The sequence below is a fragment of the Maridesulfovibrio ferrireducens genome, from assembly GCF_900101105.1.
Lineage (GTDB): Bacteria > Desulfobacterota > Desulfovibrionia > Desulfovibrionales > Desulfovibrionaceae > Maridesulfovibrio > Maridesulfovibrio ferrireducens.
Map to the genome: position 1 here is coordinate 279,061 of NZ_FNGA01000001.1, position 25,558 is coordinate 304,618.

A 25,558-nucleotide genomic window follows, 5' to 3' on the forward strand; every position below is an offset into this window, starting at 1 on the left:
GGTAAGAAAATGAGTAAATCTATTCTGAAAACGGTACAGGAAAAGGCTCGCAAGATATGGGAAAAAGAAGGAATTCTGGATGAAAACATCACCATAACAGCCAGAACCCTCAGCACAGAAGAAGCTATCGGTAATCCAGAAGGTGACGACTTTCCTTTGCTGCGCGGAAAAGAAAAACTGATGGAAGCTGAATTTCGAGGCTCAAAAGGTCAGGCATTTACCGATCGTTTCGGCGATTTCAATTCTTCACTTCGCGAAGTTTCCGAAATGAAGCTCGAAAACAATTTCCGCCGTGCAATTTTCGTAGCCGCCCTTAATGCCGTCCAATCCAATCTGGGGCTGACAGACCGCGCCATCCACTGCAAAGACGAAGGCCCGGCGCTTTGCGCTCCCAAATTTGCTGATCATGTTATGGATAAATATGGTAAAATACGTATCACACAAATAGGATTCCAACCTGCCATGATTAAATCCTTTGCCGACAAATTCGAGCTGAGAGTGATTGATCTAGATCCGGACAACATAGGCAGTAAAAAATGCGGAATAACAATTGAAGGGCCGGATGACACAGCTGCGGCTATCGAATCTGCAGAACTGCTGATAGTGACAGGCTCGACAATAGTAAACGAAACTCTCACTGACTTTTTAGTGGAAAACAAACCGACAATTTTCTTTGGAACCACTGTAGCCGCTGCGGCCGACCTTATGGGTTGGACTCGTTTTTGCGCAGAAAGTAAATAAAAGAACCCCATGGCGACTTGTGACACACACACCTACTATTGTGAGACAAAACGATACACACCTCCTTAACATCAGTATTTATGTGTGCTTTCACATATTAACTTCGTTATAATAACAAACATTACCGACTTACAACTTAATTTCTATTCATGAAACGATCCACATAGCCACTTCCTCCCCCAGATAACACACCGAAATATAACCAATATTTTTTGGACTCCTTTTTGCTTAGAGAATCTCTTAATGAGCACATAAAAAAGTGCCAAGGTGAACTGTTACTAGATTTACGGATATAAAAGATAGAGCACTGAACTGCATTTCTTTTATATCTGCTAGAACTAACAGCTTGACTTATTATGTCCATATAGACATATAAATTCTAGTTATAACAACACAATTCACCGGAAAGATCACTATTTTGAGATTCTGTGCTCATACAAACGGTGCATATAATAAGTATAAAATAAGACTCTGGAGCCACTACTCATGATGAAAACAGTGCCTGTTGAAGATTCCATAGGAAACGTACTTTGCCATGATATGACCCGCATTGTTCCGGGCGAATTCAAAGGGCCCGCTTTCAAAAAAGGGCACATAATCCGGCAGGAAGACATTCCCGTACTGCTCGAAATAGGCAAAGAACATGTCTATATTCTTACACTTGAAGACGGTCAGCTGCATGAAAATGATGCAGCAAGACGCATTGCAAAAGCTGCCGCAGGACCGGGCATCACTCTTTCCGGTATAAGCGAAGGCCGCATTAATATGAAAGCTTCCCCGGGATTACTTTCTATTAACGTTGAAGCTCTTGAACGTATCAACTCTATTGAAGAAGTCGTAATTGCAACCATGCATAACGGGCTTCAAGTTTCCACACCGCGCGACGTTGCCGGGACACGCGTTGTGCCGCTGATTATTGATGAAAGTAAAATTATCGAAGTTGAAAAAATCTGTAGAGAATGCGGCCCTATTGTCAGCGTTAAACCTTTCAGACACCTCAAAGTCGGCATTATCACCACCGGCAGCGAAGTATACAGCGGACGCATAAAAGACAAATTCGGCCCTGTTATACGCAAAAAATTTGATGCTCTTAATTCTGAAATACTTTCTCAGACTTTTGTCAGTGACGATCCGGAAATGACCCGTGAAGCCATCTTGAAATCCATTGATGACGGCGCACAAATGGTCGTGTTGACTGGCGGAATGAGCGTCGACCCCGACGATCAGACTCCTTCATCCATCCGCTCAACCGGAGCTGAAATAATAACATACGGTTCCCCAACTTTTCCCGGTGTCATGTTCATGCTGGCATACCTGAACGGTGTCCCGATTGTCGGGCTGCCCGGTTGCGTTATGTACTACCGGGCCAGCATTTTCGATCTTGTCGTGCCGCGTATTGTCGCTGGCGAACGTCCTACACGAAAGGAAATTGCAGCTCTCGGGCACGGTGGATTCTGCGCCGGATGTGACACTTGCCACTACCCGCTCTGCTCCTTTGGTAAATAGCAAATTGACGTCTGTTTCAGGCGCCTAATTATATTAAAACAGCAATAATTTTAAGGAGGCTACTTCGTATGATCAAAAGAACTCTCAAAGTTAACGGCGTAGAACGTGTAGTTATCGTAGAAAAAGATACTGCGCTTGCTACTGTTTTGCGCGAAAGCTTAGGTCTTACCAGTGTTAAAATCGGTTGCGGAACCGGACAATGCGGTAGTTGCTCTGTCATCGTAGGCGGAAAACTGAAACGCTCATGTTCCCTGAAAATGACCCGGATTGAGGATTACACCGAAGTAATAACTCTCGAAGGTATCGGTACTCCACAGCATCTACATCCGATCCAGATTGCATGGATGGCACACGGTGGCGCTCAGTGCGGATTTTGTACACCGGGCTTTATCGTCTCAACTTATGCATTGATTCTGTCAAACCCTTCTCCAAGCCGTGAAGATATTCGTGACTGGTTCCAGAAACATCGCAACGCATGCCGTTGTACAGGTTACAAACAGCTTGTTGATGCAACCATGGACGCAGCAGCAGTTATGCGCGGCGACATGAAAGTTGACGAATTACTCTTCAAAATGCCTGAAGACGGTCGCATCTGGGGTTCCAAATATCCACGCCCAACAGCTGTTGCAAAAGTTACCGGAACACTTGATTACGGCGCAGACCTCGGCCTTAAAATGCCTGAAGGCACTCTCAAATGTGCTTTGGTACAAGCAGAAGTTTCTCATGCAAATATAATTTCCATCGACACCAGCGAAGCTGAAAAGATGGAAGGCGTAGTAAAGGTTGTTACTCATAAAGATGTTAAGGGTAAAAACCTCATTACCGGCCTGATCACTTTCCCCACCAACAAAGGTGACGGATGGGACAGACCTATTCTCGCTGAAAAGAAAATCTTCCAGTTCGGTGATGCAATTGCCATTGTTTGTGCAGATACCGAAAAGCACGCAAAAGCTGCTGCTGAAAAAGTTGTCGTAAAACTGGAACAGTTGCCTGAATACATGAGCGCTCCTGCTGCTATGGCTGATGATGCTATCGAAATTCATCCCGGCACTCCTAATATTTACTTTGAGCAGAAAGTTGCCAAAGGTGAAGAATCTGCACCTATTTTTGATAAAGCAGATGCTGTTATTGAAGATAGTTTCTACGTCTCACGTCAGCCGCATATGCCTATCGAACCTGATGTAGGTTTCGCTTACCTTGATGACGATGGTAAACTTTGCATTCACTCCAAATCAATCGGCCTGCATCTGCATGCTGCCATGATTGCTCCGGGTATGGGCGTCGAAGTTGAAAACCTCATCATGGTTCAGAACTTTGCCGGTGGTACCTTCGGTTACAAATTCAGCCCGACCATGGAAGCACTCGTAGGTGTTGCATGTCTTGCTACCGGTAAACCTGTCTTCTTGAACTACACATGGTTCCAGCAGCAGACTTACACAGGTAAACGTTCACCATTCTTCACAACCGTACGTCTTGCTGCCGATAAGGGCGGTAAACTTCTTTCCATGGAAACCGACTGGATATGTGACCACGGTCCTTACTCAGAATTCGGTGATTTACTGACCCTTCGTGGTGCTCAGTTCATCGGAGCAGGTTACAACATCGACTCCATCCGCGGTGAAGGTCGCACAGTTTGTACCAACCACGCATGGGGTTCTGCTTTCCGTGGATACGGTTCAACAGAAGTTGAGTTTGCATCCGAAGTTCTGATGGATGAACTGGCTGAAAAATTGAATATGGACCCATTCGATCTTCGCTACAAAAACATCTACCGCGAAGGTTCCACAACTCCGACAGGACAGACTCCTGACGTTTTGAGTCTGGAAAAAATATTCGACACAGCCCGTCCTCATTACGATGCAGCCAAAAAACGTGTTGCAGCTAAATCTACTGACGCAATCAAGCACGGCGTAGGTATCGCACTCGGAGTTTACGGATCAGGTCTTGATGGACCGGACTCCGCAGAATCTGAAATCGAGCTTAATGAAGACGGTACTGTAACTATGTATGCCTGCTGGCACGATCATGGTCAGGGTGCTGACATGGGTGTACTCGGAACAGCGCATGAAGCTCTTCGTCCACTGAAGCTTGCTCCTGAAGAAATCAAACTGGTTATGAACGACACCCGCACCTGCCCTAACGGCGGCCCAGCTGGTGGTAGCCGTTCACAGGTTGTTGTCGGTAACTCCATTATCGCCGCATGTAGAGCGTTACTGGACAGCATGCGTAAGGCAGACGGAAGCTTCCGTTCTTACGACGACATGCGCAAAGAAAACAAAGCTCTCCGTTACAGCGGTGTATGGACTGCTCCTTGTACTGAATGTGATGCAAACGGTCAGGGTAACCCATTCGCATGTTACATGTACGGCTTGTTTATCATGGAAGTAGCTGTTGAACTCGCAACTGGTAAAACTTCAGTTGAGAAAGCAACTTTCGTGGCTGATATCGGTAAAATCAACAACAAACTCGTTGTTGACGGTCAGATGTACGGCGGAATTGCTCAGGGTATCGGACTTGCTCTCAGTGAAGATTATGAAGATATCAAAAAGCATTCTACCATGGTCGGCGCAGGTTTCCCTTACATCAAGCAGATCCCGGACGATATGGAACTTATCTATATTGAAACACCACGTCCTGAAGGCTCACATGGAGCATCAGGAACTGGCGAACTGCCTCTGACGTGTCCTCATGGTGCTATCATCAATGCGATCTACAACGCATCTGGCGCACGCATTACTAAACTTCCAGCTCTGCCTGAAAAGATTCTCGCAGCACTGAAAGCTAAAGCTTAATATATAACAGGTCGCGGCCGAACGCTTTAAAAGCGTACGGCCGCGACCATCTTTTTTACAGCTATGGGAGTATTATGGAACAGGGCTCACTTCACGAATGGGAAGCCAAATGTATTCAGGAAGAACCTCCCCGTTGCAAAGCAGCATGTCCGCTTCACGTGGACGGACGGGAATTCTGTAAACTTCTTGCAGCCGGGCAAACTGACAAAGCGTGGGCGGTCCTCTGCCGTACACTTCCATTTCCCGCTATAACTGCGCGCATCTGTGATGCCCCCTGTAAAAAAGCCTGCCTTCGTGAAGAAGTCGGCGGCGGTATAGAAATGGGTAGTCTGGAGCGATTCTGCGCTGAAAACGCAAAACGTACTCCTCCATTCAGACCTCTGCCCGCCCGCGGAAAAACAGTTGCTGTTCTTGGAGGATTTCTACCCGGCCTTGCCGCGGCTTGGGATCTTGCCAAAAAAGGTTTCACGGTCACAGTTTTTTTGAACAATATTTATGAAGCATTCGAAACACTGCCTCAAAAATCGTTGAGCATAGATATTTTCAAAAAGGAAATCGAAGTCATCAAAAAAATGGGCGTGACTTTTATTGAAAACAGTAAGCCAGACGAAAAACTCACCGAAGAGTGCCTCCAAAATTTCGATGCGGTATTTTCAGACCCGCTATCTTGTTGCGCTGAAAAACTAAAAATAAAAGTTCCTTCCGTTACAACTCTTGAGACTGAAAAAAATGGACTCTTTGCGGCCTCAATGCCCGTGAACGGTACCTCACCAGTCGCACTCATAGCAATCGGTCGCAAGGGAGCTTTATCCATTGAACGGTTCATGCAAAATGCGTCTCTCTCAGCCGGGCGTGAACGCGAAGAACCTTTTGAAACCAGACTCTATACGAATATCAGCAAAGTAGAACCGCTTGCCCCCGTGACTATTCCAGAAGCAGGTTACACCACCGAATCAGCACACGAGGAAGCTTCCCGCTGTTTGCTTTGCGAATGTATGGAATGCGTAAAAAACTGCGCCTATCTCGAAAATTTCAAGGGCTATCCTAAAGTTTTTGCCCGCCAGATATATAACAATGCTTCCATTGTAATGGGTACACGCAGAGCTAACAATCTCATTAATTCATGCATGCTCTGCGATTTATGCACAGAAATATGCCCCGAAAATTTCTCCATGAAAAATCTTTGTATAGAAGCCCGGCAGGATTTGGTTGAAAAGGGACATATGCCGCCTTCCGCCCATGAATTTGCTCTGCGGGACATGGAATTTGCTGACAGTGAAGTTTGCACCATCAACAAACATCAAGCCGGATTTGAACAAAGCGAATGGGCATTTTTCCCCGGTTGTCAGTTGCCTGCGTCAGATCCGAATGCAGTTAAAAAGGTTTATGATTTTCTCTGCAACTCCTTAACGGGAGGAACAGGGCTTATGCTCCGTTGCTGCGCTGCTCCTGCGGACTGGTCTGGGCGCATTGAACTTTTCAATAAAAAAGCGACCGATTTGCAAACAGACTGGGAATCATTAGGAAAACCTAAACTAATCGCGGCCTGCCCTTCGTGTCAGGAAACTCTGCACAAAGCCATTCCAGAAGCTGAAATAACATCATTATGGTCTGTGCTCTTCCAGCATCGTAAAAAATTAAGCCCAGTTATACCGGACACAATTCCGGCATTGCAAGACCCTTGCACCGCGCGACACAATGATAAACTCTTGACCGATGTGCGCGTCCTGCTTTCAGATTTGGACATTGAATTCACTGAACCGGAACTTTCAGGCCTTCATACGGAATGTTGCGGTTTCGGAGGATTGCTCAGCAATGCCAACGAACCTTTATCGAAAACAGTGGCAGAACGCCGGGCTTCAAAGCTGGCCGGAGACGGCATCACGTATTGCGCCATGTGTCGTGATCTACTTGCAAAAAGCGGAAAACGCTGTCTTCACATATTAGATGTAATTTTCCCGCCAGAAAACCTCGATCCTGCGGCACGCACCGTACCCCAATACTCTGAGCGCCGCGAAAATCGAGTCAGGCTTAAGGAGCAGATGCTGGATGTAATCTGGAAAACCCCATCTGCTCCTCGCCCTGGCTATGAATCTATTGCTGTCTCTTTCACAGAAAAAGCTAAAAAGCTTATGGAAGAACGCCGCATCCTTATTTCTGATATTCAAAAGACAATTACGGCAGTGCAAAAATCAGGGCAAGAACTCGAAAATATCGAGACAGGACACAAACTGGTATATTACAGACCTGTCACAGTCACTTACTGGGTTGAATTCGAAAAAACAGGTGAAAACAGTTACTTAATCCACAAGGTATGGAGTCACCGCATGCGCATACTCGGAGGTCGTAAATGAGCACCTTAAAAGTCCTTGATGATGATTTCTCCTCATGGAAATGCTCAGCATGTGGAAAAAATCTTGAGCCTGCACCTGTTGAGCTTGAATATCTTGAAAGCAGATTCACTGTTGAACTTCCGTCCTGCCCTGCGTGCGGACTGGTTCTCATTCCCGAAGACCTTGCTCTGGGGAAAATGGCGGAAGTGGAGAGTCTTCTGGAGGACAAATAAAAATGAACCCTACGGCCCCGATTGTTCCTCTTTGGGAACGCTCAACTCTACGGGATGCCGCCGGAAACACTTTGCGCCCCGGAGGACTGAGCCTCACAGACCATGCTATCTCATTAGCTCATATCCCGCGTTACAGTAGAGTACTGGACGTCGGCTGCGGCCTTGGTGCAACAGTTCATCATCTAAATGAATCTCACTCTTTTGAAGCATATGGCATAGACCGTTCAGCCGGACAGCTGGAAAAAGCTCACTCAGGACTTGCTCTTTCACAAGCAGATGCTACGAATCTCCCTTATTCAAACAATTTTTTTGACGCTCTAATTTGTGAATGTGTGCTTTCTCTTTTACCAGATATGTCAGAAGCACTTGCTGAATTTAAACGGGTTCTGAATTCATCCGGCACACTGATTCTCACCGACATTTATCAGCGGGGCCAAAACAGTTCCGGCAGTATCTCAGGCTCGTGCGTAACAAATCCTCTGAATATAAATCAGTTGGACAAAGCTCTCAGTGATCACGAATTTCATACAATTATTAAAGAAGATCACTCAAAGCTGCTTGCAGAACTTGCGGCGCGGCTCATTTTTACAGGAGAAAAGTCCATTATTCCTAAAGGGAGTTGTTGCGATAAACCCGGCTATATGCTGCTCATTGCCAAACTGAACGAACTCTAATTACGGAGATTTTTTCATATGAATGATACAGATCTGCGCATCCTTCAATTAAACGGTTCAGGCTATTGCTGCGCCCAGATAATAACACTTCTTTGTCTTGAAAATTTACAGCGCGAAAACCCTGATCTTGTGCGCTCCATGCAGGGCCTCTGCCTCGGCACGGGAGATTGTTCAGGAACATGCGGAATTCTAACCGGAGGAATATGCGCACTTGCACTCTACGGAGGCAAAGGGCTTGATAACGAGGAAAAAGATGACCGCCTTCCGTTAGTTGTAGAAAACTTTAGAGAATGGTTCAAAAGCACATCAATTAAACAATATGGCGGCATCTCCTGTGGCGATATCATCGGCGACGAATGCGGAGCACCAAAACCGGACCGTTGCGGCAAGCTGCTTGTTGAGGCCTACGCTCAACTCATACAACTCCTTGTTGACGCAGGATTTGATCCCTATTCCGGCAGGGAAACAAACGATGAATACTGATTTTAATATTTATGAAACAGCAAGTGTCTGTCCCGTCTGTTTAAAAAGAATTTCGGCCCAAAGAATTACTAAAAACGGTGAAACCCGCATTGTAAAAAGATGTATCGAACATGGCGAGTTCAGCACACCGGTCTGGCGCGGGGAGCCTAATATTCAAAACTGGGCACGGCCTAAAATTCCATCCGCACCTCCGGTTACAGATACAACTGTATCAAAAGGCTGTCCTTTTGATTGCGGCTTATGTCCCGAGCACAACCAGCATACATGCACCACTCTGATTGAAATCACATGGCGGTGCGATCTTAACTGCAAGATATGTTTTGCGTCAGCGGGAAATTCTGAACACCAGACACTGGTTAGACCGGACCCGACTATTGATGAGCTTAAAGATTTACTGACAAAAGTTCGCGAAACGGCCGGACCTTGTAATTTGCAACTTTCAGGCGGAGAACCAGCTGTACGCGATGACCTTCCGCAAATTGCCGCAATTGCAAAAGAACTCGGTTTCCCTTTTGTACAAATCAATACAAACGGACTGCGCGTAGCCCGTCAGGAAGGATTAGCTAAACTCTGGGCAGACAGTGGCGTTGATTCCGCTTTTTTACAATTTGATGGCACCCGCGATGATATTTATGAATCAATTCGTGGACGCGCATTAATGAAAGAAAAAATGGAAGCCATTAAGAATCTGACCGAAGCGGGAATAGGAGTGGTTCTGGTTCCGACAATTGTTCCGGGCGTGAATGATGATAACATCGGCGAGATTCTGAAGTTAGCGATATCTCATTCTCCCGGAATACGCGGTGTGCATTTTCAACCCGTCAGCTATTTCGGACGCTATCCAGAATCTCCGTCAGATAAATCCCGCATCACATTGCCGGAAATCATGAGCAAGCTCGAAGAACAAACCTCCGAGCTGGTTCATAAAGTGGACTTTTTACCTCCCGCCTGTGAACACTCCTTATGTTCTTTTCATAGCAATTATATGGTGATGGAAGATGGAAAGCTCAAAAAACTTTCAGGCAAAAATGAAGCTTGCTGCGCTCCGCGTCCTGCTTCGGAAGGCGCAGAAAAATCGAGAACTTTTGTTCGCAGGCAATGGGCTGCTCCGGCAGTAGAAGAATGTGGATGTAAAAAACCGCTTGATGACTTAGATCGCTTTATTCAGCGGGCAAAAACACATATTCTAGCAGTGTCAGGCATGGCTTTTCAGGATGCGTGGACACTTGATCTCGAAAGACTCAGAGGCTGTTGCATTCATGTAGCATCGCCGAATGGAAAATTAATTCCATTTTGCGCGTATAACCTGACTTCAATGGATGGATCATCTCTTTACCGAGGACGAAATGATTAACAATCCCCTTGAGTGCTGGCTTAATCTGCGCATGGGACGGCCGCTTGATTCCGGAGCGGTTTCTCCCGAGGATCTGCGCGAGTGGCAATTTGAACTTCTACGTAAAACCATAAAACATGCCGCAAAATCTTCACAGTTTTATTCAAAACATTTAAGCGGCATAATCCCCGAGAATATTAGAACCCCAGCGGATTTAAGCGCATTGCCTTTCACTCTGCCAAGTGACCTGCGAAAGAATCCGAACAGTTTTTTATGTGTATCTCAAGATGAAGTTGCACGCGCCATAACTATTTCAAGTTCAGGATCAAGCGGGCCTCCTAAACGACTTTTTTTTACTGCCGGAGATTTAGAACGCACCATTGAGTTCTTTCATTACGGTATGGGGCCATTGGTAGGAAAGGGAGAAACGGTTCTTGCTCTGCTCCCGGATTCACGGCCCGGCGGAGTTGGAAATCTTTTCTCTGAAAGTATCTCAAGACTCGGAGCAAAGACTGTTTATCCAGAAGATCCTTCTGACATCCCTGCTCTTCTGAATTTACTTTTGAATTCTCGTGCAACTTGTATTTTAGGCCCGGCAATACATATTCACGCACTGTCCCGTCTTTGGAAAAGCAAACGGCTCCCTAAAAATCAAGTCCGCTCTGCCCTGCTGTGCTGGGATGTTTTACCAAGCGTTACAATTCAAACAATATCAAACACATTCGGTTGTGAAATTTTTTCTCATTGGGGCATGACTGAAACCTGTCTGGGCGGCGCAGTTGAATGTTTTCAAGGTTCCGGCATGCACCTGCGTGAACCGGATTTTTATGTTGAAATAGTTGACCCTGCTACCGGATTACCTGTGCCCGACGGAACCAGCGGAGAGATTCTGTTTACAACTCTCTCAAGAAGGGCGATGCCTCTTATAAGATATAAAACCGGTGATATCGGACAAATAATCTCGGGACCATGCACATGTTCCCTTCCAATGCGCAGACTTACCGGTGTAACAGGCAGATTAAACGGAGATATCCGCTTACCTACCTCCGAACAGTTGTCACTTTCAGAGCTTAACGAAATAATCCTACAGTTTGTCGGAGTGCTGGATTTTAAAGTCAGCTTTCAACAACATCCGCCCAGTCTCAACATAACTCTGGATATTTCTCCTGAAGCTAAGATTCCATCAGATCTTTCTAAATCCATAATTTCCTATCCAAAACTTAACCGGGCAATCGTCGAAAATGATTTGAAAATCAATATTGAAATTGATAATCATAATGGCAACATCAGTTCAGGTTTTGGGAAAAGATTAATAACATCGGCTTAAATAAGCCATAAAGGTCAGTCTCTAATGAAAAAACTCGTTCACAACATTCGTTTACAGTTGGAATCCGGCAATGATCTCATTCTTGCAAGCATTGTTGAAAGTTCAGGCTCCACGCCCCGTTCATCCGGCAGTAAAATGGCTGTCCGCCGTGACGGGAAAATTGACGGAACTATAGGCGGAGGGCTGGTGGAAGCCCTTGTTCAACGCGCAGCAGCAAAACTTTTTGATATCCAGAACATCGCTATTTCTTTTAAAGAATTTGACCTCTCAAATACACTTGCCGCGAACGCCGACATGATTTGCGGAGGACATGTCACCGTTATGATGGAACATCTCCATGCGGATAAAGAAACAACGGACATATACATTAAATTTGATGACTGCCTTAAGCTCGGACAAAAGGTTACCATTCTTTCACTCATGGACAACGAAGAAAACTCCACAACTTCAATTAGAATTTTACTAACCCAAAATCAGGCAATCCCTGAAGTTCAAGGGTTCTCCGAAAAAAGTGTTTCTGAACTGCAAGCTGCATCCCTGAAAAAAGACTCCCCCATCATTCAGGACAATCACAATCAACGCCTTATTGCAGAAAGTTTTACTCCACAGCCAAGTCTGTTTATTTTCGGAGCCGGGCATGTTTCCCGCCCAACCGCAGCATTGGCAACTACTGTAAATTTTAGAACCGTCATTCTTGATGACCGCATCGACTTTGCTAATATTGAACGCTTTCCTGAAGCGGACGAAATTGAGGTGCTTCCTGACTTTAACAACGCATTTGCAAATCTGGAAGTAACCGAAGATTCATATATTATTATTGTTACACGCGGACATCTACACGATAAAACAGTGCTGGCACAGGCTCTGAAAACTCCTGCCTGCTACGTAGGAATGATCGGCAGTTCCAAAAAACGCAATGCCATTTACGACGCTCTGCTTGAGGAAGGAGTCACACAAACAAGCATAGATCGCTGCCATTGCCCCATCGGCCTTGGTATCGGAGCACAGACTCCTGAAGAAATAGCTGTCAGCATTGTTGCAGAACTGATCAAAAAACGAGCCGGGGATTGAAAATGAAAATTTATGGGCTGGTTCTTGCCGCCGGGCTTTCCTCCCGTATGGGAAAGCTCAAGGCTACACTACCTCTGGATGAAGGAACTGTACTCTCAAACTGCATCCGTTCCTTGCTTGACGGAGGAGTTGCCGATGTATTTGTAGTTACAGGACACAAAGCAGAGGAAGTTGAATCCGAAGTTCATAAACTCGGAATGCACACAGTATATAATCCGGATTATGAAAACGGTATGTTTTCTTCTGTCATTGCAGGGGTAAAGGCTCTACCCGATGATGTTTCAGCCTTTTTGGTCTTGCCGGTAGACATCCCGCTCGTACGTTCCTCAACAGTGCGAGCTTTAACCTTCGAGTTTAAAGATTCTCCGGCTGATATTATTTACCCTGCATTTAAAAACGAAAGAGGACACCCTCCGCTCATAAGTGCAAAACTTATCCCTGAAATTCTCCTCCATGACGGGACTGGAGGTCTTCGCAAAGTACTCGAAAGACATGACTCAGGAGCCAGAAACAAAAACATGCCTGATCTCGGGATTCTGCATGATCTGGATACACCGGAAGATTACACGACTGCTCTCAAATTTTCCCGAAACAAGCGGTTCCCTCTCCCCGAAGAATGTGAATCTCTCTGGGAGCTGGCCGAAACGCCGCAAACCACACAGGAGCACTGTAAAGCTGTTGCTAAAGCAGCCTGCACTATGGCTAAAGCTCTTAATTCTGCCCGTAGAGAAGGTCCGTTATTAGATATGGATATAGTGCAAAGCGCAGCGCTGATGCACGACGTTGCGAAAATTCGCAGAAATCATGAAGCGAAGGGGGGCACTCTTCTGGCCGGATACGGATTTACAGGAATCTCGGACATTGTCGCCTCACATCGTGATACCAAAATAGATCCGACCTCTCCGTTGACGGAAAAAGAAATAGTATTTCTGGCGGACAAGCTTTTCGAAGGAAGCACATTGGTAACTATTAAGGAACGATATGGGAAAAGAATCAGCAAATGGGCAAATGACCCCGATGCGCTCAAAGCTATCCATGGCCGCCTTGAACGAGCAGAAAATTTATTGACTCGATATGAAAATGAAGCAGGAATTAAAACATCTGAACTTCTGACAAGTCCCGCTCACAGCCCTTTAAACTCTGCGACCTTTATGCAAGAAAACAACATCAAGGCGCAATTATGATTATACTCGTCCGTCATGGTGAAGCTGAAAAAGCTGAGGGACGCGCCATCGGACAAACGGATCTTCCGCTTTCAGAAAATGGACGCAAGCAAGCGACTCTTCTAGCTGAATATCTAAGTAATGTGCCGTTTGAACATCTCTATACAAGTCCTCTTCTGCGAACACGCGAAACAGCTGCAAAAATCGAAAAGACCTGCACTCCAAAGGCTGTCCTCTGTCCTGAATTTGCTGAAATAAATCTCGGAGACTGGGACGGAATCAGTTTTAAACAAATTAAAAATGAATTTCCAAATGAGTATATTAAACGCGGACAGGATCTTGCAAACTATCGCCCCCCTAATGGGGAAAGTTTTACTGATCTTAAAAAACGGGTTCAAAGCGGCCTTAAAAAAATCATCGACCTTGACAGTCCGGTCGTTATCGTTACTCATGCCGGAGTGATTCGGATCATGCTCCATATCGCATTAGAATTTCCTCTAAACAATATTTTTAAGATATCTCCCCTCCATTGTAACATCACTGTTTTGAAAATAAATCCCGCCGGATTAACGCTTGAAAACTTCAATATCCCCCCGGATAGAACTCCGCGTCCAGCTTGACTTTACACCCTCCAGCGGAGACAATAAAAAAAATATGATTTCAAAAATAATCCAACAATATTGAGCAACAAGGAGTCTTTGTGCAGATAACTAAATTCGCCATACCGGAGATAATATTCGGCAACGGCAGTATCAAGTACCTTGCTTCATGTGCGCAACGCTTAGGTGCAAAAAGGGTTTTACTGGTCAGTGATAAAGGGCTTGAAGCTTCGGGCTGGGTTCAAAAAATCCTGAATATTCTCAAAGAAGCAAATATGGAATGTGCCTATTTTAATGACCTTACCGCCAACCCCCGGGACTGTCAGGTCCATCAGGGTGCAAAAATGTATCTGGAGCACAAGGCCGATGTAATTATCGGACTTGGCGGTGGAAGCCCCATCGACGCCGCAAAAGGTATTGCCACCATAGTCAGCAATGGCGGTAAAATCAGCGATTATGAAGGTGCAAACCGCATAAGCCGTCCTCTGCCGCCCATGATTTTTATCCCGACCACTGCCGGAAGCGGATCAGATGTTTCACAGTACGCAATTATCACAGACAAAGAACGACAAGTAAAAATGGCCATCATCAGCCGTTCTCTGGTACCCAATATTTCAATCATCGACCCGGACCTGCTCGTTACAAAATCACGTAAATTAATTCTAGCCTCAGCTATTGACGCACTTGCCCACGCCATTGAGTCATATGTTTCGAGACTTGCTTCCCCCTTTACTGAATCCCAAGCCTTAAATGCTATTAAGCTGATTGCAGAAAACCTCAACCCTGCGGCAAATAACAAAGACCCTGAAGCTCTGAGAAATCTGGCTATAGCAAGCACCGCGGCGGGTATGTCCTTCAGTAATGCAGGACTTGGCGTAGGGCATGCTTTGGCACACTCACTTGGCGGACGCTATGATGTTATGCACGGCATGACTCTGCCTATACTGCTTCCGGCTGTAATACGCTTCAACATACCCAGCTGTAGAAATAAAATGGCTGTAATTGCCCGTACGATTAACGACGCACATATCTACTCTACTGAGATAGAGGCTGAGCAGGTATGCGACACATTACAACAGATGTTTGAAGAACTGGACATCCCCATGCGACTGCGCGACCTCCTTCCTGATGACTCTCATATGGAAGACATATGTCATATGGCTGTTCAGGATGCCTGCGCTGTTCCCAACCCTAGAAAAGCCGACTGGCGCGATCTTCTCGGCATCTGCATCGAGGCGTGGTAATGAGCAAGAACACTTCACTTCTCGACCTCATAGGAATCGAGCATAATAAGCTTAATTTCTTTCAGGAATTGCAAAATAATATTCAGGAACTCACGACTCTGAATCTTCAATCAGAAGACCAGCGGCGCGAAATTGCAGCCATTCTTGACGGCATAACAGACGTAATGATGGTTCTTTCTGAAAAATTGGAAATCATCTCGGTCAACCATGTTTTTGAACAGCTTTTTCCCGGCATCAATCCTATAGGTAAAACATGCTACAGCCTGTTTAGAAATGTCGATCATCCGTGTTCTGAATGTCCGGCTTTCCGGGCTCTTTCCACCAACTCTGTGTGTAAAGAAACAGCCATATTCCGTATCGACAACAAAAACATGCAGTTTGACATGGTAGCCTCGCCGCTAAAAAACCCTGATCTTACTGAAAACCGCATTCTCATTTTCAAACGCGATGTAACTTTAGAAAAAGAGTATCAAGCAAAATTTTATCAAGCAGAAAAAATGGCGACTATCGGTGTGCTGGCCGCAGGGGTTGCTCACGAAATAAACAACCCTATGGCCGCTGTAGCCGGATTTGCCGAAGGAATTCAGCGTAGACTGGCTAGACTGGATGACTCAGTACCGGAAGAGTTGGCAGAAGATCTTAACGACTACACAAACACTATTTTAAAAGAATGCCTGCGCTGTCAGGATATCGTAAAAACGCTGCTTTCCTTCAGCCGTCCCATTGCCGCAGATTTTCTTCCCGTTGACTTCAATCAAGTGGCAAAAGACACGTTAAGATTACTGGATCATCAATTTCGCAAAAGAAAAAACATCCACTTGATAATAGAATTGACCTCCCCTTTATCTCATATATATGGAGACGAAGCTCAACTTAAGCAGGTCATACTGAATCTCATGACCAACGCTATTGATGCGGTAGGCGAATCCGGCGAGATCCATGTTAAAACCTTTACAGAGAATAACCAAGTAGGACTGAAAGTCAGCGACTCAGGGTGCGGCATTCCTCCGGAAAATAAAGATATGCTTTTCGAACCGTTTTTTACGACTAAATCCGTCGGACACGGAATAGGCATAGGGTTATCTACCTGCTACAATATCGTTAGTGAACACAAAGGTGAAATCATCGTGGACAGCAGCCCCGGCAAAGGGTCCTGCTTCACAGTACTCCTTCCAATTCAGTGAGATAATAATAATGCCGGAATCATATAAAATTCTTGTTATAGATGACGAAGAATCCATACTGAAACTACTTAGTAAGGAGCTGGCAAGCCCTGAACGGATTCTCCATACTGCAAACTGCGCTGAAGCCGCCAGAGAGCAGATACGAAAAAACCGCTACGACGTAATCATTTCTGATATAAGACTACCTGACGGAAACGGGCTTGAACTTCTTACCGAATTCAAGGACATCGAGCCGGATGGAGAAGTCATCCTCATCACCGGGCATGGCAACATTGATAACGCAGTGGAAGCAATCCGCATAGGCGCATACGATTACATAACCAAGCCTTTCAGACTCGATAGAGTGGAACTGGTAGTTGAACGGGCATGGCAAAGAGTCTGCCTGCAACGAGAAAACCGCAGCTATAAACATTCTCAAAACGATACAGCCAGCACACAGCTTATCGGCAAAGCCAGTTCGATAAAACATATTCACCATCTAATCAGCAAAGTAGCTCCAACGGAAGTTCCTGTCCTTATCACTGGAGATTCAGGGGCGGGTAAAGACGTTGTTGCACGCAGTATTCATACGGCAAGCAGGCGTTCCGGCAAACCTCTCATAGTAAAGAACTGCGCAACTCTGCAAAAAGAACTCGCACGCAGTGAACTTTTCGGACATGCACGCGGTTCATTTACCGGAGCCACGGATAACAGTGACGGGCTTATGACCTTTGCCCATACCGGGACTCTTTTTCTGGATGAAATAGGTGAACTGCCGATGGAAGTGCAAGCTTCCCTACTGCGCGTGCTGGAATCACATACTTTCCGCAGAGTCGGAGAAAAAGACGAACGCACAGTGGATATACGCTTTCTTTTCGCCACGAACCGTAACCTTACGCAGGAAGTTGAAGCCGGAAGATTTCATGAAGCTCTCTTTCATCGCATCAATGTATTCAATATTAATCTGCCGCCCCTTAAAGACAGGCGGGAAGATGTGCCACTGCTCGTAGATTTTTTCCTTAGAAAACTTGGTCAGCAAATGGGGCAAGGTGAATACACTGTGAGCGAACGGGCCATGCAGTGCATGCTTTCCTACTATTGGCCGGGCAATGTCCGCGAACTCAGAAACGTTCTTGAACGAAGTATTATCCTGTCCGATAATTACGTGATTACCTGCAACTGCCTTCCCCGCGAAATTGCAGATCAACCGGAAAGGGATAGCGAAACAGGAATACTCTCATTAGAACGCATGGAGCGGGAACATATTATCAAAGCTATTGATTTCTTTAGCGGTAACAAACTTAAGGCTGCCGAAGCTTTGGGAATCGGACGTAAAACTCTGTACCGCAAAATTGATAAGTATAATCTTTAGTCTGACAAGACCTCCGCGTGTGACACACTGCCCTCATATTCTGTAGCAAAACGACACAGTAGCTCGCGAGTGCATATTCTATATACCTCGCGAGCTTCACTTCCTTCATTTTTTCTAAAAAAACGGACCGCATCCCTGATGTCCGAAGCGAATACAGATCCATTCCCGACTCTCCTCGAACCACTTAAGCATCTAGAATAAAAGAGTTTATACTTTGGCCCCCTTATTGCTAATAGAGAACTATTAATAAGCACTTGGCAGGTACAACCTTCAAAAACATGTAGCTCAAGGATGGTCCCAAATGGCAGTACGTGAAGAAGTATACGGTTTCTTTATTCCTAGTGTAACCCTCATCGGTATCGGCGCACACAAGGAAATTCCAGCCCGCATTCGTTCTCTTGGAGGCAAGAAGCCTCTACTGGTTACCGACAAAGGAATCACTGCAATAGGTATGACCAAACAGATTGCAGACATCTTGAAAGCTGAAGGCATGGAATGCGTTGTTTATGATGAAACTATCCCAAACCCAACCGATAAAAACGTTGCTGACGGTGTAAAGGTATACAAAGACAATAAGTGTGATTCACTTATCACCCTCGGCGGCGGAAGCTCACATGACTGTGGTAAAGGTGTAGGCCTTGTTGTTGCGAACGGCGGCACAATTCACGACTACGAAGGCGTGGACAAATCAACAAAGGCAATGCCTCCTTACATCGCAGTTAACACAACTGCTGGTACCGCTTCAGAAATGACCCGTTTTTGCATCATCACCGACACATCCCGCAAAGTAAAAATGGCAATCGTTGACTGGCGCGTAACTCCAGGTATTGCTCTTGATGATCCATTACTCATGATGGGTATGCCACCAGCCCTTACCGCTGCTACCGGTATGGATGCTCTTACTCATTCCATTGAAGCATATGTTTCTACTATTGCTACCCCGATCACAGATGCTTGTGCTGAAAAATCTATCAGACTCATTTCCCAATTCCTGCGCCGCGCAGTAGCTAACGGTCAGGACATCGAAGCCCGCGAAGGCATGTGTTACGCACAGTACATGGGTGGTATGGCATTCAACAACGCCAGCCTCGGTCATGTTCATGCTATGGCTCATCAGCTTGGCGGATTCTACGACCTGCCTCATGGCGAATGTAATGCTATCCTTCTTCCTTATGTTGAAGAGTACAACCTGATCTCTAACGTCGACCGTTTCTGCGACATGGCAGAATGGCTCGGAGCAAATATCACAGGACTCTCCAAGCGTGATGGAGCAGACGCTTGTCTTGCCGCAATCCGTAAACTCTCAAGCGATGTAGGCATTCCTTCCGGCTTGATTGCTCTCGGCGAACGTTACGGCAAGAAAGTATCTGAAAAAGACATCCCGACTATGACAGCTAACGCACAGAAAGATGCTTGTGGTCTTACTAACCCACGTTGCATGACAGACGCAGCAGTTGCAGCCATTTATAAAGCAGCACTTTAATTAAACGAGCTTCGGTCGGTTCCGGCGGGCAACCCGGAATCGACCGCTCATAATATTCAGTCAACGAACAGCCGGGTATACACAGAGAATGGATTGACTGAGGCAAGCCTGACTGTTCGAAAAGTCCGACAGTAGAGTTCGGGTGGAGCCGAATACTCACCACACTGCCGACAGACTACATATTTCCGAGGGGGGTTAACTCCCCCTCTGATCAAAAAAGCATCTATCCCCTTCTATTCCCCCAAAGCTTTTATAATCTACCGCTGTACAATTTCGCCCGCACTTATTATTGACATCTGACAAACCAAAATCACTTCATGATTTATGTTGAAACCCTATTCACAACCTATAGGATTACAGATGTTTATTTTAGAAAAACCATATGTCTCTGATTTACTTAAAAACACCCTGACCGAACTGAAAGCAAAAGTTCTGGAAAATGAAACAGCTCGCGCGGCAATGCAGGATTACCCTCTTTCGCTTGTGAACGAGCAGGATTTCATCAACTTTTATAAGGCAAACCCTGATCAGCCTGTCTATTCCAATTCTGAAAACGCTATCAACTGGATCGACAACAATTTAACTTCCAGTGATCTGTCACAAAAAATTCGCTTATTTAAAGACAAAGCCGCCTTTCGTGATCTCGTAAAAGATTTATATCCCGACTTTTTTTATAAAACAGTTCCATTCGAAGAACTTGATTCAATAAATCCCAAAGACCTGCCTATCCCCTGCGTAATCAAGCCGAGCGTTGGATTTTTCAGCCTTGGTGTGCACATGGTAGAATCAATTCAAGGCTGGCATGACGCCGTTTCCGCAATCAAAGAAGAAATTGAACACATCAAGACCATGTATCCCGCCAAAGTTCTTGAGCTGGATATGTTTATCATTGAGCAGTGTATCGAAGGCGAAGAGTTTGCAGTTGATGCATATTTCGACAAGGAAGGAAAACCCGTAATTCTCGACATTCTGGGACATCTTTTCGCATCAAGCGATGACGTAAGCGACAGAGTCTATATAACTTCCACTGATATCATCCAAAAGTGGCATGACAAGTTTGAAGGGCTGCTGACTGAAATAGGAAAACGCGCCGGACTCAAAAATTTCCCGCTCCATATTGAAATCAGAGGCGATGAAAAAGGTAATCTGGGAGTAATTGAAGTTAACCCCATGCGCTTTGCTGGCTGGTGCGTAACGGATCTTGCCTACTTCGCATACGGAATCAACCCGTATAAATATTTCATGGAAGGACTCACCCCGGATTGGGATGATATATTTGAAAAGAATAAAGACAAAGTCTGCGCCATGGCAATTGGTGAAATAGACTCAAGCGTTGACCGTTCAAAAATCAAAGGTGTGAACTACGAATCATTCAATTCATACTTCACTAAACCACTTGAATTACGAAAGATTGATTATAAAGAGTTCCCTATTTTCGCATTCATGTTCGCAGAATTTGAAAAGGACAATATGGCAGAACTTAAAAAATTCCTTCATGCTGATTTAAGTGAGTATTTGATTTTTGAGTAGACGAGATATTTAAACTAAAAAAGGCCAAAGCGTGAGCTTTGGCCTTATATGACTTAATAAAAATGTATATTAAGCTTTTTTAGGAGGAGAGATATGTAATACTGTCTGTGCTATAGCTGTTGGAAAATCAGGGAAGATATTTTCTGGCCCAACGAGCTTATCAGTGCCGAGCCGCTCCATAATTTTACGTATGTTGGAATGGACTCCTGAAAGTAAAATCTTGATCCCCTGAGCCTGCGTCTGACGAATTACTGTTTCCAAAGCTTCAATGCCTGTAGCATCTATGACCGGTACTAAGCGCATACAAAGAACGATAACCTCAGGTTTCTTTCGAGTAAATCTCATAACGTCGATAAAACGTTGAGCCATTCCGAAAAAGAATGGCCCTGAAATTTCATAAACAACAACTTTCTCACGACCATCCTTCCTGCTGAACCTCTCCTCTCTAGGCAATCCTGTATCCAAACTGTGTATGTCTGAAATTTCACTCATCCGCTTCATAAACAATAAGGCTGCAAGTACAACTCCAACCTCAACGGCAACTGTCAGGTCTACAAAAACAGTAAGTCCGAAGGCTATCAGCATAACCACAGAGTCAGACTTTGGAGCAAAGAACAAACGGCGCATACGATGAGGGTCACTCATATCCCATGCTACGAGCATGAGAACGCCAGCAAGACTGGCCAGCGGGATGTGCGAGGCCAGCGGTGCACAGGCCGCAATAAATAAAATTAATGTTAACGCATGGATAATCCCGGCCATAGGGGAATAAGCCCCGGCCCGAATGTTTGTAGCAGTTCTGGCAATTGCGCCGGTTGCAGGAATACCCCCAAAGAGCGCAGACCCCATATTAGCCAATCCTTGGGCCACAAGTTCTGTGGAAGAATTGTGACGATCTCCACTCATTCCGTCAGCAACAGTCGCACTGAGTAATGATTCAATACCCGCAAGTATCGCAATCGTGAGAGCATCAGGCAATAAACTTTGAATCTTTCCACTAAAATGCCAAAAAGGAACAAACGCAGGCAATGTTGAAGGAATCCCGCCAAATCGCGTCCCGATTGTTTCAATTTCAAGTCCAAAAATCCACGTTACAGCCGTAGCTACAAATATACCGACAAAAGGTGCCGGAATTTTCGGAATGTATCGCCGGACAAGTAGCATTAATAGGAGGGTAACGACCCCAAGGGTGAGAGTTGTGCTATCTGTTGTTGAAATATTCTGGGCACACACTTGAATACGTTCAACAAAATCCGAAGGTAACTGCTCAATTTTGAGTCCCAAAAAATCTTTGATTTGAGAAGTAAATATGAGCAGCCCTATCCCTGAGGTAAATCCAGTTGTTACGGGATATGGAATATATTGTAATAATTTACCTAAACCGAATACGCCCATTAATATCAGTAAGAAGCCAGCCATTAATGTCGCAACAATCATTCCTTCGTAACCTTGACGAGCTATAACCCCCGCAATGATAACAACAAAGGCGCCAGTAGGACCACCGATTTGAAAACGGGTGCCTCCCAATGCGGAAATAACGAATCCTGCGACAATAGCTGTTATGATTCCTTTCTCTGGAGGTGCTCCTGAAGCAATTGCAAACGCCATTGCCAATGGCAAAGCCACGATGCCAACAGTTATTCCTGCTGCAAAATCGCATCGAAATGATTGAAGAGAATATCCAGACTTAAAATAATTCACACTGGCTGGAATGAGAAAACGAAATCGGGACCGTAAAGATGAGTCCATTGAGAAACCTCCTGATTTGGTGGTGTCTCCGTGGGGCACAGTCGGTAGGCTAAATGGCCAAAGGCTGGAGGCTCGCGCGGGGAAGACACGGAACTTAATCCGTTTGTAACGGATGTCAAGAAATTCCAAATGATCACCTTTGACAAGACCGAACATTTACGGCAAATCCTAGAGTATAAAAACAACCCTCCAAGGAGATCATATGAGTTCCACAATCGAAGAATTGACCATACAATATGAAGAAGACGGCCAAATAGTTGTAAAAGAACTGGCAAAAGAAGTTCTAACCAAGGGTGCATGGACCACAATCCTCTTCCGTTACCAGCAGCTTGACCGCAAAACTGAAGAGTTTGGAAAGGATATGTACACAATCCGCCGCTTCCGCAAAATGAACGGCGAATACCGCCCTCAGTCCAAATTTAACATTTCCAGCCCTGCTCAGGCCCGCAAAATCATTGATGCTTTGGGCGAATGGCTGAAAGAAGTCGAAGACTAGGCTTACCTTCCCAGCTATTTTACGACTTTTCATATTCCATAAAAAAAGCTCCGTTCAGATTATATAATCTGAACGGAGCTTTTTTAACGCGTAAAAATTACCGGAATAACTAGTTAACGGTATATGCTCCGCTGGCTTCAACTTTTTGCACTGTAGAATTACTAATGGTGAACCATAAAAATTCGCTGATCCGTGAACCTATTTCATTTTGTTCGCTGTAGTTACAACCCACAAGCCAGCCGTTATCTGTGAAATAGCAATCTGTACATCGTTCCATCTGCAATGTTTCGGGAAACTCTGAATTTTCTTTCAGATATTTTTTAACTTCAATATAATAACCGTCTCCGGATGTTCTTTCAGGCTTTTCTCCAAACTTCTCCAAATCTTTCATGAACGCGTCATACATACTTTTATATCGGTCATATTTGCTTTGATACAGCCCTTCACCCGGATTCAACTGCATCAATTCGGCGTAAATATCCATATTGGCTTTATAGTCACGCATTGGAAGAGTCTGCGCCCGGGCATAAAGCTTTCTTTCCAGCTTTCGCTGAAGTTTCCTGTCATATCCTTTAAGCTCTTTAATATATCTTGAATTTTCCGGCTCAAGAGATGCCAACTGTGAATAATACTTAGCTAATTCTGAATAATTCCACTTAGATGTATTCTCAATTCTAAACAACAAATCTTTCTCTGTAGCCAGATGAATAAGAGCTTGAAGCTCATCATTCATAAGATCCTTATTTTTTTCCGCGACTGTAAGAGCCGTTTCAGCATGCCCCGTTTCTATAAGCCGCTTCATGCTGAAAACAACTTTTTCGCGAGCCTTATTCTGCAATTCTGTAAGGATGCGCTCCTGTTCAATACGATTTTGCTCAGCAATACGCGCTCTTTCCTCGGCAAAATTATTCTGCACAGTTATCACACAGAAAATTATTGCAATCAGCGCGATTACACCTGCAATTACAGCAAGCACTACCTTTTTACTCTTAATAAATTCTTTAATTGAGGGGATATTCATACCCGGGAAGATACGGTCAGCAATTAAGTCCGTCAATAAAAGGAATAATTTTTACGCTTTTTTTTCAAATCAACCTAAACAGATTTAAGCAATAGACCGATATATCCAGCAAGGAAGGAATACGGTTATGCATATCGACGCATCAGCATTAAAAAGTACATACGGAGCACCGAGCTGGCAAAATAACCAGGCTTCGCTTTTAGGCGGGAGCCGATCTTCCGGCGTGGGAGCGACGCGCCTGAATGTATCGGCCCCTCCTGTAAATACTGCTGACCAATTCGCCGATCTGATCGCTCAAAAGACCGTTGCAACGGAAACTTCAAGCAATAACATTCAAAAGGGTGCTTTGGAGAACGAACCTTCTTCCAAAGACCCTTCTGAGCTTGCCGGAGCCCTTGCAGACGCTTCCGACTTTATCGAAAACAAATTCGGCAAAGACGCCGCCACGGCTTTCAAAGGAATTGTCATAGCTAATTCAGGTGATCAGATTACTGAGGATTCCCTTAGTAACGGATTGTTGAAGTCCATCCAGTTCATTGACCGCAACTTCGGTTTTTCCGCCGGAGATCAAGTGATGGAACATTTCAACTCGAACCTCAACAATGCTATGAACAATCATTTTGAAAACGGCTTGCAGGAACATTTTTTTGCAGCCCAACCCGGAACGGCCGCGAAGATAAACCTCAGCAATACCTTTGCCCAGTTAAACAGACAATTCGGTGAAGAAACGGCCAATTCCATTGAAAGTATGATTGATCAAGTGCTGAAGACAGAAGGCAACTCACTAAGTTCCTTTAAAAAAGGACTCGATGAGGCTCTCAAAAAAGCCGAAGAACTTCACCCCGGCATAACAGCTCAAACAGCTCCGGCTGCAGCGGGTGAACTGATGGATAAAATCCAGAACACAGGCAACCTCGCGCCTCAGGCAAAAGGGGCTGTGCTGAACCTTTCAGTTTAATTCATACAAAGCTTTAATTACAAAACCAACTCTCCACTGAATACAGACTGTTCAAGCCCCTTTTTTTTTGCTATGAGATTAAGTCTATATTGACAAGCATTACATGGAGGAAACGGATATGATGAGTTTTTTCTGGTTTTTTCTCGGTCTCACTATGACTATTGCAGTCATCGCTTTCATCAAGGCTAGCAGTACTACTGACGAATAGTCTTAGTTCTCATTTACGGGTAACCCCGTTTTATTTTTCCAGAAAGGCCCGCTTTATGCGGGCTTTTCTCATTTATAAT

General features: G+C 45.0%; 21 protein-coding genes. 19 read left to right on the forward strand and 2 right to left on the reverse strand.

Annotated elements, in window-relative coordinates; translation table 11 throughout:
• The first annotated feature begins 9 nt into the window (after window positions 1–9).
• The 17 genes from BLT41_RS01160 (at window position 10) to BLT41_RS01240 (ending at window position 21,047) form a co-directional block, all read left to right on the forward strand.
• Window positions 10–741 (forward strand): Rossmann-like domain-containing protein, encoded by a 732-nt coding sequence (locus tag BLT41_RS01160; protein ID WP_092157438.1) that lies wholly within the window; start codon window positions 10–12, stop codon window positions 739–741.
• A 486-nt stretch (window positions 742–1,227) separates the two neighbouring features.
• On the forward strand, window positions 1,228–2,247 hold the full coding sequence (locus BLT41_RS01165) for a molybdopterin-binding protein (protein WP_092157440.1): 1,020 nt from the start codon (window positions 1,228–1,230) through the stop codon (window positions 2,245–2,247).
• Between the two features lie 68 nt (window positions 2,248–2,315).
• A complete protein-coding gene (locus tag BLT41_RS01170) occupies window positions 2,316–5,039 on the forward strand; it encodes a molybdopterin-dependent aldehyde oxidoreductase (protein ID WP_092157442.1) in 2,724 nt (907 codons plus the stop codon).
• A 74-nt stretch (window positions 5,040–5,113) separates the two neighbouring features.
• Entirely contained in the window at window positions 5,114–7,393 is a 2,280-nt protein-coding gene (locus BLT41_RS01175) for a pyridine nucleotide-disulfide oxidoreductase/dicluster-binding protein (RefSeq protein WP_092157444.1), read from the forward strand.
• The gene (locus BLT41_RS01180; RefSeq protein WP_092157446.1) at window positions 7,390–7,605 is read left to right on the forward strand and encodes a DVU_1557 family redox protein; all 216 of its coding nucleotides are present in this window, start codon (window positions 7,390–7,392) and stop codon (window positions 7,603–7,605) included. Before BLT41_RS01175 ends, BLT41_RS01180 begins: the two co-directional genes overlap by 4 nt.
• 2 nt (window positions 7,606–7,607) lie before the next feature.
• Window positions 7,608–8,279 carry a DVU_1556 family methyltransferase gene (gene trsM / locus BLT41_RS01185; protein WP_092157448.1) on the forward strand — a complete coding sequence of 224 codons (672 nt, stop codon included), beginning with the start codon at window positions 7,608–7,610 and terminating at the stop codon, window positions 8,277–8,279.
• Window positions 8,280–8,297: 18 nt separating this feature from the next.
• Window positions 8,298–8,762 carry a DVU_1555 family C-GCAxxG-C-C protein gene (locus tag BLT41_RS01190; RefSeq protein ID WP_092157450.1) on the forward strand — a complete coding sequence of 155 codons (465 nt, stop codon included), beginning with the start codon at window positions 8,298–8,300 and terminating at the stop codon, window positions 8,760–8,762.
• Window positions 8,752–10,116 (forward strand): radical SAM (seleno)protein TrsS, encoded by a 1,365-nt coding sequence (gene trsS / locus BLT41_RS01195; protein WP_092157452.1) that lies wholly within the window; start codon window positions 8,752–8,754, stop codon window positions 10,114–10,116. Before BLT41_RS01190 ends, trsS begins: the two co-directional genes overlap by 11 nt.
• Window positions 10,109–11,422: a DVU_1553 family AMP-dependent CoA ligase gene (locus tag BLT41_RS01200; RefSeq protein WP_244512167.1), complete on the forward strand. Its 1,314-nt coding sequence runs from the start codon at window positions 10,109–10,111 to the stop codon at window positions 11,420–11,422. The genes trsS and BLT41_RS01200 overlap by 8 nt, the downstream gene beginning before the upstream one ends.
• 24 nt (window positions 11,423–11,446) lie before the next feature.
• Window positions 11,447–12,493 (forward strand): XdhC family aldehyde oxidoreductase maturation factor, encoded by a 1,047-nt coding sequence (locus tag BLT41_RS01205; protein ID WP_092157456.1) that lies wholly within the window; start codon window positions 11,447–11,449, stop codon window positions 12,491–12,493.
• Window positions 12,494–12,495: 2 nt separating this feature from the next.
• On the forward strand, window positions 12,496–13,677 hold the full coding sequence (locus BLT41_RS01210) for a DVU_1551 family NTP transferase (RefSeq protein ID WP_092157458.1): 1,182 nt from the start codon (window positions 12,496–12,498) through the stop codon (window positions 13,675–13,677).
• Window positions 13,674–14,276 (forward strand): histidine phosphatase family protein, encoded by a 603-nt coding sequence (locus tag BLT41_RS01215; protein WP_092157460.1) that lies wholly within the window; start codon window positions 13,674–13,676, stop codon window positions 14,274–14,276. The genes BLT41_RS01210 and BLT41_RS01215 overlap by 4 nt, the downstream gene beginning before the upstream one ends.
• Before the next feature lie 80 nt (window positions 14,277–14,356).
• A complete protein-coding gene (locus tag BLT41_RS01220; protein WP_092157462.1) occupies window positions 14,357–15,499 on the forward strand; it encodes an iron-containing alcohol dehydrogenase in 1,143 nt (380 codons plus the stop codon).
• Window positions 15,499–16,683 (forward strand): two-component system sensor histidine kinase NtrB, encoded by a 1,185-nt coding sequence (locus tag BLT41_RS01225; RefSeq protein ID WP_092157464.1) that lies wholly within the window; start codon window positions 15,499–15,501, stop codon window positions 16,681–16,683. Before BLT41_RS01220 ends, BLT41_RS01225 begins: the two co-directional genes overlap by 1 nt.
• Window positions 16,684–16,693: 10 nt before the next feature.
• Window positions 16,694–18,034 (forward strand): sigma-54-dependent transcriptional regulator, encoded by a 1,341-nt coding sequence (locus BLT41_RS01230; RefSeq protein ID WP_092157466.1) that lies wholly within the window; start codon window positions 16,694–16,696, stop codon window positions 18,032–18,034.
• A gap of 301 nt (window positions 18,035–18,335) precedes the next feature.
• A complete protein-coding gene (locus BLT41_RS01235) occupies window positions 18,336–19,517 on the forward strand; it encodes an iron-containing alcohol dehydrogenase (RefSeq protein ID WP_092157468.1) in 1,182 nt (393 codons plus the stop codon).
• Window positions 19,518–19,877: 360 nt separating this feature from the next.
• Window positions 19,878–21,047 (forward strand): ATP-grasp domain-containing protein, encoded by a 1,170-nt coding sequence (locus tag BLT41_RS01240; RefSeq protein ID WP_092157470.1) that lies wholly within the window; start codon window positions 19,878–19,880, stop codon window positions 21,045–21,047.
• Between the two features lie 69 nt (window positions 21,048–21,116).
• Here BLT41_RS01240 and BLT41_RS01245 read toward each other — a convergent pair whose 3' ends face one another.
• Entirely contained in the window at window positions 21,117–22,796 is a 1,680-nt protein-coding gene (locus BLT41_RS01245; protein WP_092158772.1) for a SulP family inorganic anion transporter, read from the reverse strand.
• Window positions 22,797–22,998: 202 nt separating this feature from the next.
• On the opposite strand from BLT41_RS01245, the gene BLT41_RS01250 reads away from it, so the two are divergent.
• Window positions 22,999–23,292 carry a hypothetical protein gene (locus BLT41_RS01250; protein ID WP_092157472.1) on the forward strand — a complete coding sequence of 98 codons (294 nt, stop codon included), beginning with the start codon at window positions 22,999–23,001 and terminating at the stop codon, window positions 23,290–23,292.
• Between the two features lie 109 nt (window positions 23,293–23,401).
• On the opposite strand, the gene BLT41_RS01255 is transcribed toward BLT41_RS01250, so the two are convergent.
• Window positions 23,402–24,268: a hypothetical protein gene (locus BLT41_RS01255; RefSeq protein WP_244512168.1), complete on the reverse strand. Its 867-nt coding sequence runs from the start codon at window positions 24,266–24,268 to the stop codon at window positions 23,402–23,404.
• A gap of 172 nt (window positions 24,269–24,440) precedes the next feature.
• Here BLT41_RS01255 and BLT41_RS01260 point away from each other — a divergent pair, with 172 nt between their 5' ends.
• Entirely contained in the window at window positions 24,441–25,271 is an 831-nt protein-coding gene (locus BLT41_RS01260) for a hypothetical protein (RefSeq protein ID WP_092157476.1), read from the forward strand.
• Window positions 25,272–25,558: the final 287 nt, after the last annotated feature.

Coding starts and splice junctions, on each gene's coding strand:
- BLT41_RS01205 (WP_092157456.1), top strand. CDS start 11,447: ATGAAAAAACTCGTTCACAACATTCGTTTACAGTTGGAATCCGGCAAT.
- BLT41_RS01260 (WP_092157476.1), top strand. CDS start 24,441: ATGCATATCGACGCATCAGCATTAAAAAGTACATACGGAGCACCGAGC.
- BLT41_RS01180 (WP_092157446.1), top strand. CDS start 7,390: ATGAGCACCTTAAAAGTCCTTGATGATGATTTCTCCTCATGGAAATGC.
- BLT41_RS01230 (WP_092157466.1), top strand. CDS start 16,694: ATGCCGGAATCATATAAAATTCTTGTTATAGATGACGAAGAATCCATA.
- BLT41_RS01240 (WP_092157470.1), top strand. CDS start 19,878: ATGTTTATTTTAGAAAAACCATATGTCTCTGATTTACTTAAAAACACC.
- BLT41_RS01215 (WP_092157460.1), top strand. CDS start 13,674: ATGATTATACTCGTCCGTCATGGTGAAGCTGAAAAAGCTGAGGGACGC.
- BLT41_RS01190 (WP_092157450.1), top strand. CDS start 8,298: ATGAATGATACAGATCTGCGCATCCTTCAATTAAACGGTTCAGGCTAT.
- trsM (WP_092157448.1), top strand. CDS start 7,608: ATGAACCCTACGGCCCCGATTGTTCCTCTTTGGGAACGCTCAACTCTA.
- BLT41_RS01170 (WP_092157442.1), top strand. CDS start 2,316: ATGATCAAAAGAACTCTCAAAGTTAACGGCGTAGAACGTGTAGTTATC.
- BLT41_RS01175 (WP_092157444.1), top strand. CDS start 5,114: ATGGAACAGGGCTCACTTCACGAATGGGAAGCCAAATGTATTCAGGAA.
- BLT41_RS01165 (WP_092157440.1), top strand. CDS start 1,228: ATGATGAAAACAGTGCCTGTTGAAGATTCCATAGGAAACGTACTTTGC.
- BLT41_RS01250 (WP_092157472.1), top strand. CDS start 22,999: ATGAGTTCCACAATCGAAGAATTGACCATACAATATGAAGAAGACGGC.
- BLT41_RS01225 (WP_092157464.1), top strand. CDS start 15,499: ATGAGCAAGAACACTTCACTTCTCGACCTCATAGGAATCGAGCATAAT.
- BLT41_RS01160 (WP_092157438.1), top strand. CDS start 10: ATGAGTAAATCTATTCTGAAAACGGTACAGGAAAAGGCTCGCAAGATA.
- BLT41_RS01200 (WP_244512167.1), top strand. CDS start 10,109: ATGATTAACAATCCCCTTGAGTGCTGGCTTAATCTGCGCATGGGACGG.
- BLT41_RS01235 (WP_092157468.1), top strand. CDS start 18,336: ATGGCAGTACGTGAAGAAGTATACGGTTTCTTTATTCCTAGTGTAACC.
- BLT41_RS01245 (WP_092158772.1), bottom strand. CDS start 22,796: ATGGACTCATCTTTACGGTCCCGATTTCGTTTTCTCATTCCAGCCAGT.
- trsS (WP_092157452.1), top strand. CDS start 8,752: ATGAATACTGATTTTAATATTTATGAAACAGCAAGTGTCTGTCCCGTC.
- BLT41_RS01210 (WP_092157458.1), top strand. CDS start 12,496: ATGAAAATTTATGGGCTGGTTCTTGCCGCCGGGCTTTCCTCCCGTATG.